The 16,031-nt window shown below is 46.4% G+C and carries 22 protein-coding genes; 21 read left to right on the plus strand and 1 reads right to left on the minus strand.

What is annotated here, in order from left to right; genetic code table 11:
* The first annotated feature begins 36 nt into the window (after nt 1–36).
* From ftsY to EL268_RS12035, 15 genes are all read left to right on the plus strand, one after another.
* The gene (ftsY, locus tag EL268_RS11965; RefSeq protein WP_106653405.1) at nt 37–1,044 is read left to right on the plus strand and encodes a signal recognition particle-docking protein FtsY; all 1,008 of its coding nucleotides are present in this window, start codon (nt 37–39) and stop codon (nt 1,042–1,044) included.
* Nucleotides 1,045–1,186: 142 nt separating this feature from the next.
* Nucleotides 1,187–1,525 (plus strand): putative DNA-binding protein, encoded by a 339-nt coding sequence (locus EL268_RS11970; protein WP_106653406.1) that lies wholly within the window; start codon nt 1,187–1,189, stop codon nt 1,523–1,525.
* Between the two features lie 10 nt (nt 1,526–1,535).
* Entirely contained in the window at nt 1,536–2,948 is a 1,413-nt protein-coding gene (ffh, locus tag EL268_RS11975) for a signal recognition particle protein (protein ID WP_047067995.1), read from the plus strand.
* A 113-nt stretch (nt 2,949–3,061) separates the two neighbouring features.
* Nucleotides 3,062–3,334 (plus strand): 30S ribosomal protein S16, encoded by a 273-nt coding sequence (rpsP, locus tag EL268_RS11980; RefSeq protein WP_047067992.1) that lies wholly within the window; start codon nt 3,062–3,064, stop codon nt 3,332–3,334.
* 23 nt (nt 3,335–3,357) lie between these two features.
* A complete protein-coding gene (locus EL268_RS11985) occupies nt 3,358–3,585 on the plus strand; it encodes a KH domain-containing protein (RefSeq protein WP_007719711.1) in 228 nt (75 codons plus the stop codon).
* Between the two features lie 56 nt (nt 3,586–3,641).
* Nucleotides 3,642–4,109 carry a YlqD family protein gene (locus EL268_RS11990; protein WP_232030393.1) on the plus strand — a complete coding sequence of 156 codons (468 nt, stop codon included), beginning with the start codon at nt 3,642–3,644 and terminating at the stop codon, nt 4,107–4,109.
* Nucleotides 4,106–4,633 (plus strand): ribosome maturation factor RimM, encoded by a 528-nt coding sequence (rimM, locus tag EL268_RS11995; protein ID WP_106653407.1) that lies wholly within the window; start codon nt 4,106–4,108, stop codon nt 4,631–4,633. Before EL268_RS11990 ends, rimM begins: the two co-directional genes overlap by 4 nt.
* Before the next feature lie 12 nt (nt 4,634–4,645).
* Entirely contained in the window at nt 4,646–5,377 is a 732-nt protein-coding gene (trmD, locus tag EL268_RS12000) for a tRNA (guanosine(37)-N1)-methyltransferase TrmD (RefSeq protein ID WP_106653408.1), read from the plus strand.
* Between the two features lie 167 nt (nt 5,378–5,544).
* Nucleotides 5,545–5,892: a 50S ribosomal protein L19 gene (gene rplS / locus EL268_RS12005; RefSeq protein ID WP_015891886.1), complete on the plus strand. Its 348-nt coding sequence runs from the start codon at nt 5,545–5,547 to the stop codon at nt 5,890–5,892.
* A 135-nt stretch (nt 5,893–6,027) separates the two neighbouring features.
* Complete coding sequence (gene lepB, locus EL268_RS12010) at nt 6,028–6,591, plus strand: signal peptidase I (protein ID WP_106653409.1); 564 nt, start codon at nt 6,028–6,030, stop codon at nt 6,589–6,591.
* A gap of 28 nt (nt 6,592–6,619) precedes the next feature.
* Nucleotides 6,620–7,513: a ribosome biogenesis GTPase YlqF gene (ylqF, locus tag EL268_RS12015; protein WP_007719698.1), complete on the plus strand. Its 894-nt coding sequence runs from the start codon at nt 6,620–6,622 to the stop codon at nt 7,511–7,513.
* Nucleotides 7,514–7,599: 86 nt separating this feature from the next.
* Complete coding sequence (locus EL268_RS12020; RefSeq protein WP_106653410.1) at nt 7,600–8,376, plus strand: ribonuclease HII; 777 nt, start codon at nt 7,600–7,602, stop codon at nt 8,374–8,376.
* Nucleotides 8,377–8,416: 40 nt separating this feature from the next.
* Entirely contained in the window at nt 8,417–10,309 is a 1,893-nt protein-coding gene (locus tag EL268_RS12025; RefSeq protein ID WP_106653411.1) for a hypothetical protein, read from the plus strand.
* Nucleotides 10,306–10,599, plus strand: coding sequence for an EscU/YscU/HrcU family type III secretion system export apparatus switch protein (locus EL268_RS12030; RefSeq protein ID WP_106653412.1), 294 nt, complete (start codon nt 10,306–10,308; stop codon nt 10,597–10,599). Before EL268_RS12025 ends, EL268_RS12030 begins: the two co-directional genes overlap by 4 nt.
* Nucleotides 10,596–10,973, plus strand: coding sequence for a YraN family protein (locus EL268_RS12035; RefSeq protein ID WP_106653413.1), 378 nt, complete (start codon nt 10,596–10,598; stop codon nt 10,971–10,973). Before EL268_RS12030 ends, EL268_RS12035 begins: the two co-directional genes overlap by 4 nt.
* Nucleotides 10,974–11,080: 107 nt before the next feature.
* Here the strand turns inward: EL268_RS12035 and EL268_RS32765 are convergent, their stop codons facing one another.
* Nucleotides 11,081–11,254, minus strand: coding sequence for a hypothetical protein (locus tag EL268_RS32765; protein ID WP_164724463.1), 174 nt, complete (start codon nt 11,252–11,254; stop codon nt 11,081–11,083).
* Nucleotides 11,255–11,307: 53 nt separating this feature from the next.
* Between EL268_RS32765 and EL268_RS12040 the strand changes: the two genes are divergently transcribed.
* From EL268_RS12040 to EL268_RS12065, 6 genes are all read left to right on the plus strand, one after another.
* Nucleotides 11,308–13,152, plus strand: a complete 1,845-nt coding sequence (locus tag EL268_RS12040) for an Ig-like domain-containing protein (protein WP_106653414.1) — start codon at nt 11,308–11,310, stop codon at nt 13,150–13,152.
* 96 nt (nt 13,153–13,248) lie between these two features.
* Nucleotides 13,249–14,025: a nucleotidyltransferase domain-containing protein gene (locus EL268_RS12045; RefSeq protein ID WP_106653415.1), complete on the plus strand. Its 777-nt coding sequence runs from the start codon at nt 13,249–13,251 to the stop codon at nt 14,023–14,025.
* A 42-nt stretch (nt 14,026–14,067) separates the two neighbouring features.
* Complete coding sequence (locus tag EL268_RS12050) at nt 14,068–14,622, plus strand: NADAR family protein (RefSeq protein WP_106653416.1); 555 nt, start codon at nt 14,068–14,070, stop codon at nt 14,620–14,622.
* Complete coding sequence (locus EL268_RS12055; protein WP_106653417.1) at nt 14,619–14,948, plus strand: low molecular weight protein tyrosine phosphatase family protein; 330 nt, start codon at nt 14,619–14,621, stop codon at nt 14,946–14,948. Before EL268_RS12050 ends, EL268_RS12055 begins: the two co-directional genes overlap by 4 nt.
* Before the next feature lie 104 nt (nt 14,949–15,052).
* Nucleotides 15,053–15,244: a hypothetical protein gene (locus EL268_RS12060; RefSeq protein ID WP_017249355.1), complete on the plus strand. Its 192-nt coding sequence runs from the start codon at nt 15,053–15,055 to the stop codon at nt 15,242–15,244.
* A gap of 207 nt (nt 15,245–15,451) precedes the next feature.
* Complete coding sequence (locus EL268_RS12065) at nt 15,452–15,991, plus strand: RNA 2'-phosphotransferase (protein WP_106653418.1); 540 nt, start codon at nt 15,452–15,454, stop codon at nt 15,989–15,991.
* The last annotated feature ends 40 nt before the right edge of the window (nt 15,992–16,031 follow it).

Consider the following 16,031-nt stretch of genomic DNA (forward strand, 5'->3'; position numbering starts at 1 on the left):
CCATTCAATTGATACTACCCGCAAAGGAAGATGAACATGAGTTTTTTCAAGCGCCTTCGTGATGCTATTGTCCAAAAGTCCGAAGAGGTCACCCAGAAGTTTACGGATGGCTTGGCTAAGACGAGAGACCTGCTAGTAGAAAAAGTAGAGGATCTGGTACGTCGCTACAAAAAGATCGACGATGACTTTTTCGATGAATTAGAGGAAATTTTGATTACGTCCGATGTGGGCGTCAATACCGTGATGGAGCTCATTGACGACTTGCGGACAGAGGTGCGCAAGCAAAAAATCGAGAATGCGATCGACCTGCAGCCCATTCTCTCAGAAAAACTGGTTGCCCTTTTGAAAAATGATGATGCTGCTGATACGACTCTGAATGTAGAGGACGGTCGTCTGAACGTCATTTTGTTCGTAGGGGTTAACGGAGTAGGGAAAACGACTACGATCGGTAAAATGGCGCATATGTTCAAGCAGCAAAATAAAAAAGTGCTGCTGGCAGCAGGTGACACATTCCGTGCAGCAGCGATTGAACAGCTGGAGGTCTGGGGAGAGCGTGTAGGAGTTGACGTAATCAAGCAGCAGCAAGGCTCTGATCCAGCTGCAGTGATCTACGATGCGATTCAGGCAGCGAAATCCCGACAGGTCGATGTGCTGTTGTGCGATACGGCAGGCCGTTTGCAAAACAAAGTCAATCTCATGGAAGAGCTGGCGAAGGTTCACCGCGTATTGCAGCGCGAATTGCCAGGAGCTCCGCACGAGGTCTTGCTAGTTTTGGACGCTACGACTGGGCAAAATGCGCTTTCACAAGCGAAAACGTTTGGACAGTCTGCTGGTGTAACAGGTTTGGTCCTGACCAAGCTGGATGGTACAGCAAAGGGCGGTATCGTCATTGCGATTCGCAACGAGCTGAACATTCCGGTGAAATACGTCGGCTTGGGTGAAAGAATGGATGACTTGCAGCAGTTTGATCCCGAGCAATTTGTTCATGCGCTGTTTGCTGGATTGATCCAAAAAGATGAAACAGAACAGCAGGAAAACGCGTAAAACATAGTGTTTCGAGGATATAAAAATGATGTCAATAAAAAAGCTTGACACTAGGTGTGGAATTAGGTACTATAATCTACGTGCTGTAAAGAAAAAGTCTTTACAGTTTGAAACGAGTACCTCATAGCAAAGGATTGGTTTCATGTTAGAAAAGACCAATCAAGTTAATCTCTTGTTTGACTTTTACGCGCCGCTACTCAAGGGCAAGCAGCGAGAATATCTTGAGCTGTATTATCTGGACGATTTATCGCTCGGAGAAATTGCCGAGATGCATGAGGTCAGCCGCCAAGCTGTCTATGATCATATTAAGCGGGCAGAGAAGCAACTGTTTGAATACGATCAGAAGCTTCGCCTCGCTGAGCGTCATGAAAAGCGCATGGACGTGTTGAATCGCATGACCGAACTTGTAAATGAGCTTTCGGAGAGCGAGACAAGAGACGAGCTGAACACTTTGCTCCACCAACTGTCAGAGATGGATTAGGAGGGCTCGCATGGCGTTTGAGAGCTTAGCCAATCGGCTGCAAAACGCGTTTGACAAACTGCGCGGCAGAGGGAAAATAGACGAGACCATCGTGAATGAAGCGATGCGTGAGGTTCGTCTGGCCCTGCTGGAAGCAGACGTTAACTTTAAAGTGGTAAAAGACTTCGTTGCTCGAGTCAAGGAGCGCGCAGTCGGTCAGGAAGTCATGAAAAGCCTGACGCCTGGTCAAATGGTGATCAAGATCGTGAACGAAGAGCTGGTCGCTCTGATGGGTGGCAACGTCGCTCAGCTCACGATGGCGCACCGCCCGCCGACCGTCATCATGATGGCAGGTCTGCAAGGGGCAGGTAAAACGACCACAACTGGTAAGCTGGCCAAGTACTTGCAAAAGCAAAACCGCAAGCCGCTTCTGGTAGCGGGAGACATTTACCGTCCTGCTGCGATCAAGCAGCTTCAGGTTTTAGGGGATCAATTGAATGTTCCCGTCTTCACTCTCGGTGATCAAGTCAGTCCTGTCGATATCGCTCGCCAAGCGATTGAACACGCGAAGACGAATCATCTCGACGTAGTCCTTATCGATACCGCAGGTCGCCTGCATATTGACGAAGCGCTGATGGATGAGTTGAAGCAAATTCGCGAAGTAACCAAGCCCGATGAGATATTGCTCGTCGTGGACGCGATGACAGGTCAGGATGCCGTCAATGTAGCAGAGAGCTTTAACAGCCAGCTCGAACTGACTGGTGTGGTTCTCACGAAGCTCGACGGTGATACCCGAGGCGGTGCGGCACTGTCCGTCAAAGCTGTCACTGGCAAGCCGATCAAATTCGCGGCGATGGGTGAAAAGCTGGATGCGCTCGAGCCGTTCCATCCGGATCGTATGGCTTCCCGTATTTTGGGTATGGGTGACGTACTCAGCCTGATTGAAAAAGCACAGGCATCCGTGGATGAAGACAAAGCACGCGATATGGAACGCCAAATGCGTCAAGGTGAGTTTACCTTCGACATGTTCCTGGATTCCATGCAGCAGCTTCGCAACCTGGGTCCTTTTGAAGACATTCTCGGCATGCTGCCAGGAATGAACAAGATGAAGGGCAAAATGAACGTGGATGAGAAGCAGATTGCCCGCGTTGAAGCGATCGCCAAATCCATGACCAAACAAGAGCGCGCGAATCCTGATTTATTGAATGCCAGCCGTCGCAAGCGCATCGCAAGCGGAAGCGGAACGAGTATTCAAGAAGTCAATCGCTTCCTCAAGCAGTTCGAGGAAATGAAAAAGATGATGAAGCAATTCTCAGGCGCTGCTGACAAGATGGTCAAGAAGTCGAAGAAAAAAGGCTTCGGATTACCTTTCATGGGAAAAGGCGGAGGCAACAACCAGGGCGGGATGAACTTCCCTTTTAACTTCAAGCCACCGTTCAAGTAAGTAGGCATGATCTCTTCGCGACACTGACTTGTCAGCTGGCCGCGATGGTTCAGATATAGTAGCACCAACGCAGATGCTCTTCTAGCGTTGATTAATACAGGAGGTGACACAACATGGCAGTAAAAATCCGTCTGAAGCGTATGGGTTCCAAGAAAGCTCCTTTCTACCGTGTAGTAGTAGCTGACTCCCGTTCCCCACGCGATGGCCGTTTCATTGAAGAAATCGGTTACTACAATCCGGTTGCTCAACCGGCAGTGGTGAAAATTGATACCGACAAAGCGGTACAATGGATCCTGAATGGTGCAGCTCCAACTGACACCGTTCGTAACCTTCTCTCCAAAGAAGGCGTACTCGCAAAAGTACACGAAACCAAATACGGCAAATAAGTCGGTCATCTGGAGGTTTGATGATGAAAGCGCTGGTCGAAACGATCGCTAAAGCTCTCGTCGATCATCCGAATGAGGTTCGTGTTAACGCAGTGGACAAAGAGCGAACTCTCGTCTTTGAATTGTCGGTACACCCTGATGATATGGGGAAGATTATTGGCAAGCAAGGTCGAATCGCGAAAGCCCTGCGCACGGTCGTGATCGCCGCATCCGTGGAAACGGACAAGCGTGTCACGGTTGAAATTGTATGAGAAAAGGCTGGGAGCTTTCCCAGTCTTTTTTCTAGTATCCAGGATGCTCATCAACCATGATGGTTTTTCCGAAAGGAGTGGCGAAGGTGCTTACTATATTTCGGACGGTACAGGTTAAACTGATCATTACGGAAGCATCACGGGCTGCTCTCATTGATCAGTATAGCCAACGACTTCGTTTGCAGCGTAAAGAGTGGGAGCAGTGGCAGTTTCAATCGAAAAAGCTATTAACCGAGGCGAAGAAAAAGTCTGCGGATACATATGCGTTGGCGCAGGAAAAAATCGCGCAGGAAGAGCGTCGGCGCAAAGAAAAGATAGATCACCTGACATATACCCTCCAGCAGGTAGAAAATCTCCCAGAGGGAAGCGAGATCGATTACCAGACTGTCCAAAGCCCTGTCACGATTCAAGAGGGCGATGTATGGGATGAAATTATGTCCGGAACGGAAATCATGATAAAAGATGGCCTGGTGCATGAGATTCGACTACAAACGAAAAATGGGAACAAAGAAAAGGAGGAATGAACACGTTGAGCCAAAATAGTTTTTACGGGGTAGGCAAACTGGTTAATACGCATGGCCTGCGTGGTGAAGTACGTGTAACACCAACGACTGACTTTCCAGATCAGCGTTTTCGCAAAGGAAATGAGCTGTACTTGTTCCATCCGACACTCAGTGAGCCGCTCAAATTGAAAATCGCTTCTCGTCGCTCGCATAAAAATTTTGAGATTGTGAGCTTTCAAGGCTATGAGCATATTAACGATATCGAAAAGTACAAGGGCGGAGAGTTGAAAATTCCAGAGGAAGCGCTGATGGAATTAGAAGAGGATGAGTTCTACATTCATCAGCTGGTCGGCTGCGTCGTCGTAACCGATGAGGGCGAAGAACTGGGGAAAATCGTGGATGTCATGCAGCCGGGAGCAAACGATGTATGGGTAGTGAAGGGAAAACGCGGAGAAATCTTGCTGCCGTATATCGATGACTGCATTAAGGAAGTGGACATCGCGAACAAACGTGTGGTCTGCCATCTGATGGAAGGCTTGCTGTAGGAGGAACTTCTGATGCGGATCGATATTTTTACGCTCTTTCCCGAGATGTTTACAGGTGTTTTGTCCAGCAGCATTTTGGGAAAGGCAAGCGAAAAAGAACTGGTTGATTTTCACGTCACCAATTTTCGTGATTTCTCTGAGAGCAAGCACGGTACGGTAGACGACACCCCTTATGGTGGTGGCGGTGGAATGGTTTTGAAGCCAGAGCCGTTGTTTCGGGCCGTAGAAGCCTTGACAGGAGAGAAAAAGCCCCGAGTGATTCTGATGTGTCCACAGGGTGTGCCTTATCATCAGAAGCTTGCAGAGGAGTTAGCGCAAGAAGAGCACCTTGTCTTCATTTGCGGTCATTATGAAGGGTACGACGAGCGAATTCGGGAGTATCTCGTCACGGATGAGATCTCGATTGGCGACTACGTCCTGACTGGGGGAGAGCTCGCGGCGATGGTGGTCATTGACAGTGTCGTTCGTTTGCAACCAGGGGCGTTGGGCAACCAGACGTCAGCTGTTGAGGATTCCTTTTCAACAGGACTGCTCGAATACCCTCATTACACAAGACCGGCTGAGTTTCGCGGCTGGAAGGTGCCAGACGTATTGTTGTCGGGTCACCACGCCAATATTGAAAGCTGGCGGTTAAAAGAATCGTTGCGTCGAACAAAAGCACGGCGTCCAGATTTATTGGAAAAGCTTGTGCTGACAGATGAAATGAAAAAGCTATTGGCTGAATTGGAGCAAGAAAAAAAGTAGGGCACAAATAGGAGAAGAACCTTGTAGTTTTGTACCCACTGTGTTAATATATTTCTTGTGGCAATTTTGCCCGCTGACTAAGGCGGTCCGCTACTCGTAACGCAGCCTAAGCGGCTGGACCTATGGGTTAGACGAGTAAGAACGTCTATCGGAAGGAGGAAATTCAAATGAACCAAATTATCCGTGAACTGGAAAAAGCGCAATTGAAACAGGACATTCCTGCGTTCCGACCTGGTGACACTGTTCGTGTACACGTTAAGGTTATCGAGGGTCAGCGTGAGCGTATCCAGCTGTTCGAAGGCGTATGCATTCGCCGTCGCGGTACAGGTATCAGCGAAACATTTACAGCTCGTAAGATTTCTTACGGCGTAGGTGTTGAGCGTACATTCCCAGTACACACGCCTAAGATCGACAAGATCGAAATCGTGCGTCATGGTAAAGTACGTCGTGCGAAACTGTACTATCTGCGCGATCGCGTAGGTAAAGCAGCTCGTATTAAAGAAATTCGTCGATAAGCGTAACGCTTAGAAAGAGGACTGGCCTGCTTGCCAGGCCTCTTTTTTCCATTTAACGATCTTGAAATAAAATAGTTCATCTTGACATATGTTACAGCTAAGGTTGGACGAGTTCTCATGGGAGGATCGTAAGTCATGAGCGAAGAAATTACCTCCAGTCATAAGAAGAAAAATGAACTATGGGAATGGATAAAGGCACTTGGGATCGCTTTAGTCTTGGCGTTTCTCATTCGTACCTTTTTGTTCGCCCCGTTTATTGTAGAAGGCGAATCCATGGAAAGTACATTACATAACAGCGAAAAATTAGTTGTGAACAAAGCTATTTACTTTTTGCAAGGTCCGAAGCCTGGTGAAATCATCGTGTTCCATGCTGAAAAGGAACGGGATTACATCAAGAGAGTCATCGCTGTTGAGGGTGATACAGTTGAGGTCAAAAGCGATCAGCTGCTGGTCAATGGCAAAGTGGTAGAGGAACCGTATCTTACACAAATAAAAGAACAAGCGAAGCAGCAGGGAGAGCCGTTCTTTACCCACGATTTTCCCCCGGTCCAAATACCAGCAGACCATATCTTTGTGATGGGCGACAACAGGCTGAACAGTCATGACAGCAGAGCCATCGGTCCTGTTGCCGTCAGTACGGTTGTTGGTAGAGCTGAGTTTACATTTTGGCCGGTTGCGGGAATTCGCTTGACTAGATAACGCAAAGCTTCAAGGTAGGTGAGACATCATGACGATCCAATGGTTTCCTGGCCATATGGCTAAAGCACGTCGTCAAGTAACGGAAAAGCTGAAATTAATCGATGTAGTCATTGAGCTTCTCGATGCACGTCTGCCGCTTTCCAGCCGTAATCCGATGATTGACGAGATTGTCAGTGATAAACCACGTTTGATATTACTTAACAAAGCAGATTTGGCGGATGAACGGGCAACAGATGAGTGGATTGCTTATTTTCGCAAACAAGGCATTCGCACATTGCCGATTGATGCTCTCAGTGGAAAAGGTGTCAGCAAGCTCCCAGAAATGTGTAAGGAGCTAGCTGCTGACATGCTGGCAAAGCGCAGTGAGCGGGGGATGCAAGGGCGTGCCATCCGCATCATGATTTTGGGAATCCCCAATGTCGGCAAGTCTTCCCTCATTAACCGATTGTCCAAGCGCTCGGTAGCGGCAACAGGTGATCGTCCGGCAGTAACCAAGGCGCAACAATGGGTGAAAATGGGCGATACACTGGAGCTTCTCGATACGCCTGGTATTCTTTGGCCGAAATTTGAAGATCAGATGGTAGGTCTGCGATTGGCGGCAAGTGGGGCAATTAAAGACGAGCTCATCGATTTTACGGAGGTAGCATTATTTGTCATCAGCTACATGATGCACTACTATCCGGAACGCCTGATCGAACGCTTCAAGCTAAAAGAATTGCCTGAGGATCGAGTAGAAATGCTCGAAGAAATCGGGAAGAAGCGTGGATGCCTCGTTTCTGGCGGAAATATCGACTACGACAAGGCAGCGGAAATTTTCCTGCGTGAGCTGCGTTCCGGCAAGCTGGGAACGATCTCTGTCGAGCGCCCGATTGACTGGGAAATGGACGAACCGATTGGTAAGCCGGTATCTTTTCCAGAATAAGCTTTTCCAGCCATCAAAAACCTGTCTATCGACATATACGGTAGGCAGGTTTTTTACTATGAGGATCGGTAAGGAGAAATGAGTCAATGAATCTAGCGGATATGTCGATAAAAGAAATACGAGTGACGATGGAAAAGTTGGACGAGGTACCCAAAGATTTTTTACAATTGCTGAAAGAAGATAAAAGAGCGGGTGTACAGGCTCTGGCGAAGCAGATGGAAGCAGCGATTGCGCGTCAAGAAAAGCTCGCACAGATGTGGGCTGACATGACCGTCTATGAGAAAGCGATGTTTGAGAAGGGGCATCAGTACATATTCGGGGTTGATGAGGTCGGAAGAGGTCCATTGGCTGGTCCAGTTGTCGCGTGTGCCGTGTGCCTGCCCAAGGATTTTTACTTGCCAGGCCTGAATGACTCGAAGAAGATACCCGTATCCACCCGGGAGGCTTTTTGCGAAATCATTCAAAGAGATGCACTTGCTGTGGGAATCGGAATTGTCGAAGCAGCAAGAATTGATGCGATCAATATATTAGCTGCTACAAAAGAGGCGATGAAGCTGGCGATCCAACAGGCAGGTAAAGCACCAGATGCATTACTGATTGACGCTGTGCAGCTAACCGGAATGGATTGCGAGCAGGTTCCGATTATTGGGGGAGATGCCAAGAGTGTCTCGATTGCAGCCGCATCGATCGTAGCGAAGGTCACCCGTGATCGATTGATGGCGCAGTATGCCGAACAATATCCAGCCTATGGCTTTGACAAACACGCAGGCTACGGCACCCCTGAGCATCTGGCAGCAATCGCTCGATTTGGCCCTACGCCGATTCATCGGAAGACATTTACTGGCGTAAAAGAACACGCCTAAAAAGTGCTAGTAACATACGAGCTACAGGAGGAGGATCTGCATGTTTTCCCCGTCGCAACTTATTCAATCATTCGTGCAAAAAGCACCCATATCCGCTCCGAAGCCGGTTGAGCTTACTCCCGGTCAAGTGTTTAAAGGCACGGTAATCAAGCATTACCCGGACAATATGGCGCTCGTACAAGTCGGGGGAATGCAGGTTCAGGCTAAAATGGAAGCAAGTCTGGAACCGGGCCAGAAAGCTTGGCTGCAAGTCCAGCCATCAACAGGTGTCGTCACGTTGAAGGTTTTGGAAAGCGTCGGGGACGGAGCTGGAAAAGAAGCATCTCTAGAAGGGCTAATGCGTTCACTGGGGATTGCCGATACAAAAGAGAACAAAGCAATCGTGCAAGCTCTGCTTGGTGCCAATCTTCCTGTGAATAAGGAAACCATACAAGCTTTTTCAGCCGTTGCTGGGAGATTAGGCGTAGACAATGCCACTATCGAGGCATTCCTGACTGCCATGAAACGAAATTTGCCACTGTCTCCCGATACAATCGCAGGGCTCAAGGCTTTTTTATCGGACAAGCCAATGGGGCAGCTCATACAAAACCTGCTGCAGCAAGCCTCGCTCTTTTTAGAGGGAGAGGGCCAGCCTTCCCAGACGACAGGGCAGGTGCCTCAAAGCCAATCACAGCAAGTACCCGGACAAGCTAATGCAGCAACGGGAGATGTCAAACAGCTTGTCAGTCAGTTAAAAGAAAAGTTGACGGGACTCTCTTTCCTTATCCAGGGCAACGATGGTACAGACGAGGGACTGGCGGTCAAACAAATGCAACAAGGGAATCAGCCCAATCAAGGTGCTTCGCAAAACGCGACTGGAGGAAGCCAGACTCAGCCTCTGCCTGCGCAGAGCGGTCAGCCTTCATCGCAAGTGCAGACATCGCCCCAATCATCAACACAGGCTTTCAGTACCATACCATCGCCATCACAAGCTGTTTCGTCATCTGTTTCCACTGAGACAGTACCTGCACCAAACACCGCCGGTAAGCAGGTGGAATCGCAGCAAAACGCCATGACTGGTAAGAGTAATCAGTTGGTGTCGAACCAGACCAGTGGTGCAAGAGTCGAGTCAAAAATTGCTCGAAATGAGCCCTTGCCTATTCCTCAGTCAACACAGATGAATCAGGAGTCGATCCAAAACAAGCAGACGGCAGAGCAAAGGACCGTAGTGACAGACGCGGGACAAAAAGTCATGCCACAAATGGTGTCTCAAGCATCTGGTGCGGTGAATGGAGCCACAGCTGCTAACCCGATTGCTGAATTGTTTCGTCATTTAGGCGTAACCCACGAGAGAGAATTGATGGGACAGGCATTTTCACAAGGGGCGATCGATTCCCATTCATTAAAGCAGATGGATACAGTCAAATCCCTCTTGCTCCAAATCAGTCAGGCGCCAGCTCAAGCAATTCCAACCGCCTTGCGTGAAGCTGCAGATCAACTGCTGCAACAAGTGACCGGGCAACAGTTGATGATGGTACAGCCCGCTAACCAAGCTTTGTCTCAAATTGTGATGCAAATTCCGATTCACCAAGGTGAAGGGGATGAGACGGCTTTCGTCCAAATTGAGTCGAAAAAGAAAGGCTCTGGCCAGCTTGATCCGGAGAACTGCCGTCTATTCTTTCATTTGGAACTCCAAAGCATGGGGACAACCATGATTGATGTAAGTATCGTGAATCGAATTGTTAACCTGCAAATTTTTAACGATACACCATGGGTGGAAGCACTCATTCAAGGGTCCAAGGATCGTTTTGCTGACCAATTACAGGACGTCGGTTACCATCTATCGGCTATGCGGGTCCAGCCTGTCCCGGCCGAGCGCGGCAAGTCAACAAGCCCGATTCAAACCAAAGGCCCCATCTTGGCTGACTATAAAGGGGTTGACCTTCGCGTATGAAGCCACCATCCTCTTCAGAACAAAAACGCAAACAGGCAGTTGCGCTAAAATACCAGGCGGGTATCATGGAAGCGCCAAAGATTGTAGCAAAAGGCAAGGGGTACGTGGCTGACAATATACTGAAGACAGCAAAGGAGCATGATATACCCGTACAAGAGGACCCATCACTTGTAGAGGTTTTGGGCAAGCTGGATTTGGATCAACAAATTCCTCCGGAGCTGTATCAAGTTGTGGCAGAAATCCTTGCTTTTGTCTATCGCATCGATAAAGGCGGAGGAACCAAATCATGAGCGATCGCCGCCGCCTTCTTGGTCAAAGAGGAGAACAGCTTGCTGAAAGCTATGTAGTGAACAAGGGCTTCCGCATTGTCGATCGAAATGTTCGAACAAAACGTGGGGAAATGGATTTGATTGCTCTAGACGGAAATTGTTTGGTTTTCATTGAGGTTCGAACGAGGAGCAGCCAATTTTTTGGAACAGCGGGCGAGTCCATTACGTGGAAGAAGAAACAGAAGCTGCGTGAGCTTGCCATCGAATATTTGCAAAAAACCTCACAGCCAATCCCGGCCTTTCGTTTTGATGTCATCGCGATTTACACCGGTACATCAACGCAAGGTGGAGACTTCATGAAGCCGGTCATTGAGCATTATGAGAGTGCGTTCTAGGAAAAACGGGCTCTTGACCACGAATATATTGGGGATACGTCTACAGCATCAGTCGCAGAGCCAGCGTACTATGTACTGTACTCGACGCGATGAAACTCCTCCAAGCATCAATATCCGCTTTCCGGCTCAAAAGCTGGGAAGCATTTTTTTTGATGACATGGATCGATTTGTACAGACAAGCCCATAACTAGTATCTCTTTTGCTTTTAAATCTGGGGTATCAACAATTGTTTGAAAGAAAAACAAATATTTTTCAAAAAAATAGCCGATATGGTGTGACATTTTTCCATCTCATACGTCAATACAAGTATAGGAAATAATTTGGAGGTAAAAACATGAAAAAGATCAAAAGCAACTTAATGAAAAACGTCTCCCTAGCGGTTGCAACTATTTGTACTGTTCAGTTTTCAGTTACAGGTATTGCTTCAGCTCAAGTCGTAACACCACAAGCTTTACAAGCTTATAGCGTGGTAGCAAGCACTTCTGGCCTAAAAGCCAATTCGAGTGCAATGAATATCTCCGTAGGTTCAACGCAAACGATTCGCCTTACTTATAATGGCAACTCCATCGATAATGGACTGGTTGACTGGGAAATAGGTACTTCTAGTATCGCTACTGTTAACAATGGAGTCGTGACAGGAAAGAAGGCAGGATCGACTATTGTTACAGCAAGATACAATGGACATAAAGTAACAATCAGAGTCACCGTTTCAAAAGCTGAGATTTTGGAAGCAAATCGTACTGAAATCAATATTAAAAAAGGTAAGAAATCAACAATTAGTTTGAAATATGCTGATAAGACTCTAGCTGGATCAAAGGCAGATTGGAGTACTGAGGATAAATCCATTGCTACTGTGGATGATGGTGAGGTAAAGGCTGTATCTTCTGGAAGCACAATCATTACTGCGGAATATAGAGGCCAAACAGTAGAAATTCGAGTAAATGTTGATCAAAGCAACTCAGATGGGAAACTGGAAGCAGACGTCTCTCGACTCAAGATGGAGAAAGGCGATAAAGAAACAATCAAATTGACTTATGACGATGATAAACTGTCTGGTTCCAAAGCAACTTGGAAATCGTCGGATACTTCTGTGGCAAGAGTCAGTGATGATGGGGTCGTTACTGCTAGAGCCAAAGGCACAGCTACGATTACTGCCAAATACAAGGGCGACGAGGTAGAAATTGACGTCTATGTCGATACAGATGCCTCAGGTAGACTGGAAGCGGATGATACTAGTATTTCTTTGAAAGACGGACAAAGAGAAACTGTTCAGTTAAGATATGACGATGAAAGATTGTCGGGTTCCAAAGCAACTTGGAAAACATCCAATTCGTCTGTCGCAACTGTAAGTGACGGGGTTGTAACAGCTAGAGGTAAAGGAACTGCTTACATTACAGCTGAATACAAGGGTCACAAGGTAGAGATCCAAGTAAAAGTTGATGCAAATACTTCAGGTAAGCTGGTAGCGGACGACACCAACCTCTCCATGAAGAGAGGAAATCGTGAAATCATTATTTTGACTTACGATGGTGCTGTGATCAGTAATTCCCAAGCAACCTGGAAAACTTCTAGATCTTCCGTAGCAACTGTCAGCAGCAGCGGTACTATTACAGCGACAGGTAAGGGTAAGGCAACGATTACTGCCGAATACAGAGGCGAAAAAGTAGACATTGACGTAACTGTTGATGGTTCCTCCTCATTGCTGGAAGCTGATGATACCAGCCTCACCATGGATAAAGGTGACAGAGAAATCGTTGTATTGAAATATGATGGCGACATCATCAGTGGTTCTAAAGCATCATGGAAATCCTCTAAAACTTCTGTAGCGACTGTCAGCAGCAGTGGTACGATTACTGCAAAAGGAAAAGGAACGGCAACGATTACCGCTACGTATAAAGGTGAAAAAGTGGAGATTGAGGTAAAAGTTGACGGATCTGGCTCAGGCAAGTTGGAGGCAGATGACGACACGATTACAATCAAAAAAGGTGACTCCGAAAAGATCAAGCTCACATATGATGGCGATGATATCAGCGGTTCCAAAGCTACATGGAAGTCCTCCAAGTCTTCTGTAGCCACCGTATCAGACAATGGAACTGTAAAAGGGAAAAAGAAAGGTAAGGCCACTATTACAGCAAAATACAAAGGCTATACAGTTGAAATTGAAGTTACCGTAAAATAAGATAGGACAGAAAACTCGCTGAATCTTAATTGGTTCAGCGAGTTTTTTTCAAAAGTAAAGGAAGCACTGTTATTTGTTGTGGAGGAGGAATGAATCTTGAGAGAGATCATCTTGGAAAAGTTAAAAGAAATCGAACAAGTGCATGACTTGAAAATATTGTTCGCTGTTGAATCAGGAAGCCGGGCATGGGGATTTCCGTCCAAAGATAGCGATTTTGATGTACGTTTTGTTTATGTGAAGAAACCGGAATGGTATTTGTCCATTGACGACAAACGGGATGTTGTGGAAGTACCGATCAATGACCTCTTAGATATAAACGGCTGGGATATTCGAAAAGCGCTCAAGCTATTTCGAAAATCGAATCCACCCCTACAAGAATGGCTTGTGTCAGACATTGTTTATGTTGATACATTAGGCTTTCGAGATGAGCTGGTAAGGTTGCAAGGGGAAGTATTTTCGCCAAAGGCTTCCTTGCATCATTATCTTAGTATGGCAAAAGGTAATTTTCGGGACTATCTGCAAGGCGAGCAAGTCAAAATCAAAAAATACTTCTACGTGTTACGTCCCATTCTCGCATGTATCTGGATTGAAACATATCATACGAATCCCCCCATTGGATTTGATCAGCTAGTTGCAGAGCTGATAACCGATTCTACGTTAAAAGGTAAAATTTCTGAGTTGCTCCAAAGAAAAATAGCTGGGGATGAGTTGAACCTTGAGCCAAGAATCGAAGAACTTCACCATTTTATTGAGGATCAAATAGAGCGTCTAACTGCACTGACAAGCCAATATACAAATGATCTGGAGGACCCAACAGATAAGCTGGATGAGATATTTCGGAAGTATCTACAGAAGGCATGGATTGTTAGTTAGTCATTATGGAAACGTTACGATAGATAGGAGGTACAAATATTCATGCAGGATCATATCCGAAAACATATACAGCAACCTATCGAAATTCATTTTGATCAACCAGACAAACCGTACGGCTGCTTCTCCAATTTCTCCAGTCATCCAGTAGAGCTGGAAGGGGAAATATGGACAACCTTGGAATACTATCTGCAAGGCAAGAAAGTTTCAGGGACTACCCTTGAAAAAGAGAACATGCGCAAGGCATTACAAGCAAAAGTAGAACAGCACCCTGTCATTCGTGAAATCCTGCTCTCTACTGGGGATGCAGCCTTAATCGATCGTACGAGTAACGATCCAAACATACTAGGAAGATTGTGGATGGAAGTACGTGAAAGCCTAGAGGGGTATCAACCACATTTCTATTTGCCGCCATGGATAGTGTTTCCAGAGGAGCATCCTTATAGTTTGTTTTGGCGGATGGGTTTTGGTGAGGACTATGTCATGCATTATTGGCCATGGCTAGAGGAAATGAGCGAGGATGCCAGGAAAGAGTATGACGCTTATTTTCCGGTACCAGAGGAATGGAAGTTTGAAGATTTGGATGAGGAGGAAGAATGAAGCTACTGTTCATCTGCAGCAGAAATAAATGGAGGAGCTTGACGGCAGAAAAGATTTTTCAAGGAATCAATGACTATGAAGTAAGATCAGCAGGTACGGAAACTGGGGCGCGTATCAAAATAACAAGTGGTCTTATTGGCTGGGCTGATCTCATTTTTTGTATGGAGAAAAAACATGCAAGGCGGTTACAAGAAAAGTTTAGCTTGGAACTGATGGATAAAAGGATCATTTGCTTGGGCATTCCTGATGAATACATGTACATGGATGAGGAACTGATCGAGATTTTAAAATCGAGTGTTTCCGCATATATAGAGATTCCCGATTAGGCTGTGATCACCCGGTATCGATGTGTACCGGATTATTATGTATAATGGGGATGATATGGCTCGATTGCACTATCCATACTTATCGTAAAGCGAGGATTTTCACCATGAAGAAAAAACTTGTACTGGTTCTAGATGTTGAAATAGCAGACAAAGCTGATATGCAGCAGCTGGCCGATTCTATGTCCACAGCAATTCAATCCGTGGAAGGGATTGCCTTGCAAGACCTGGTTATGTTTGATAATGATGAAAACAATGCTGACAAGCTAATTGCTAACATAAAAAAAGAAATGTCCTAAAAAGGAGAGCAGTCCTGTGTTTTTCGTTTATGTTCTGGCTTACCTGATCGTTGCTCTCCTCTATGGATTTTGGACGATGAAAAGCCAAAAGCTCTGGGTTCGACTAACAGGAAATTTCATCGTTCACCTATTTATTGCTGCAATAGTGAGTCTCAGTTACTTTTTTGCGTAAAGAAGTGACTATGACCTGTAAGGGGAGATGAGTGTATGGATTATCAAAAATTGAGTAAAGAATTGTCCTATGCGCTTCGTCATGCACCCCATGAATATGAGCTTGAGTTAGACGAACAAGGATGGGTTCCTATCAAGCAATTGCTTTCGTCACTTCATGAACAGCGCAAGTGGCGAGCGGTTACCGAAAAAGATTTACATACGATGATTGCGTTATCAGAAAAAAAGCGCCATGAGATCAATCAAGGCAAAATTCGCGCTCTCTACGGACATTCAGTGCCGCAAAAGATTCAAAAGGAAGAAAAAGAACCGCCTGCGTATCTTTTTCATGGCACGCCGCAAAGATTCCTCGAATCTATTTTGGCTAGCGGTCTTGTTCCAAAAGGAAGACAGTATGTGCATCTGTCTGAAGACGTCCAAACAGCACAGCAGGTTGGGAAAAGACGAGACGATCATCCCGTACTTTTGCGAATCGATGCGAGGCAAGCTTGGCAAGATGGTGTGAAGTTTTACCATGGAAATGAGCTCGTTTGGTTAGCAGATCACGTGCAAAAAGAGTACATCTCTGTCTATTAGAAGTAGCTCGATTTGCTCAAGAAGAAACAACACAGCATGA

Source organism: Brevibacillus brevis, from assembly GCF_900637055.1.
Classification (GTDB): Bacteria; Bacillota; Bacilli; order Brevibacillales; family Brevibacillaceae; genus Brevibacillus; species Brevibacillus brevis.

What these genes read in the sequence shown, in the direction of transcription:
- ftsY (WP_106653405.1), top strand. Translation starts at nt 37, where the DNA reads ATGAGTTTTTTCAAGCGCCTTCGTGATGCTATTGTCCAAAAGTCCGAA.
- EL268_RS11970 (WP_106653406.1), top strand. Translation starts at nt 1,187, where the DNA reads ATGTTAGAAAAGACCAATCAAGTTAATCTCTTGTTTGACTTTTACGCG.
- ffh (WP_047067995.1), top strand. Translation starts at nt 1,536, where the DNA reads ATGGCGTTTGAGAGCTTAGCCAATCGGCTGCAAAACGCGTTTGACAAA.
- rpsP (WP_047067992.1), top strand. Translation starts at nt 3,062, where the DNA reads ATGGCAGTAAAAATCCGTCTGAAGCGTATGGGTTCCAAGAAAGCTCCT.
- EL268_RS11985 (WP_007719711.1), top strand. Translation starts at nt 3,358, where the DNA reads ATGAAAGCGCTGGTCGAAACGATCGCTAAAGCTCTCGTCGATCATCCG.
- EL268_RS11990 (WP_232030393.1), top strand. Translation starts at nt 3,642, where the DNA reads ATGATGGTTTTTCCGAAAGGAGTGGCGAAGGTGCTTACTATATTTCGG.
- rimM (WP_106653407.1), top strand. Translation starts at nt 4,106, where the DNA reads ATGAACACGTTGAGCCAAAATAGTTTTTACGGGGTAGGCAAACTGGTT.
- trmD (WP_106653408.1), top strand. Translation starts at nt 4,646, where the DNA reads ATGCGGATCGATATTTTTACGCTCTTTCCCGAGATGTTTACAGGTGTT.
- rplS (WP_015891886.1), top strand. Translation starts at nt 5,545, where the DNA reads ATGAACCAAATTATCCGTGAACTGGAAAAAGCGCAATTGAAACAGGAC.
- lepB (WP_106653409.1), top strand. Translation starts at nt 6,028, where the DNA reads ATGAGCGAAGAAATTACCTCCAGTCATAAGAAGAAAAATGAACTATGG.
- ylqF (WP_007719698.1), top strand. Translation starts at nt 6,620, where the DNA reads ATGACGATCCAATGGTTTCCTGGCCATATGGCTAAAGCACGTCGTCAA.
- EL268_RS12020 (WP_106653410.1), top strand. Translation starts at nt 7,600, where the DNA reads ATGAATCTAGCGGATATGTCGATAAAAGAAATACGAGTGACGATGGAA.
- EL268_RS12025 (WP_106653411.1), top strand. Translation starts at nt 8,417, where the DNA reads ATGTTTTCCCCGTCGCAACTTATTCAATCATTCGTGCAAAAAGCACCC.
- EL268_RS12030 (WP_106653412.1), top strand. Translation starts at nt 10,306, where the DNA reads ATGAAGCCACCATCCTCTTCAGAACAAAAACGCAAACAGGCAGTTGCG.
- EL268_RS12035 (WP_106653413.1), top strand. Translation starts at nt 10,596, where the DNA reads ATGAGCGATCGCCGCCGCCTTCTTGGTCAAAGAGGAGAACAGCTTGCT.
- EL268_RS32765 (WP_164724463.1), bottom strand. Translation starts at nt 11,254, where the DNA reads ATGTCACACCATATCGGCTATTTTTTTGAAAAATATTTGTTTTTCTTT.
- EL268_RS12040 (WP_106653414.1), top strand. Translation starts at nt 11,308, where the DNA reads ATGAAAAAGATCAAAAGCAACTTAATGAAAAACGTCTCCCTAGCGGTT.
- EL268_RS12050 (WP_106653416.1), top strand. Translation starts at nt 14,068, where the DNA reads ATGCAGGATCATATCCGAAAACATATACAGCAACCTATCGAAATTCAT.
- EL268_RS12055 (WP_106653417.1), top strand. Translation starts at nt 14,619, where the DNA reads ATGAAGCTACTGTTCATCTGCAGCAGAAATAAATGGAGGAGCTTGACG.
- EL268_RS12060 (WP_017249355.1), top strand. Translation starts at nt 15,053, where the DNA reads ATGAAGAAAAAACTTGTACTGGTTCTAGATGTTGAAATAGCAGACAAA.
- EL268_RS12065 (WP_106653418.1), top strand. Translation starts at nt 15,452, where the DNA reads ATGGATTATCAAAAATTGAGTAAAGAATTGTCCTATGCGCTTCGTCAT.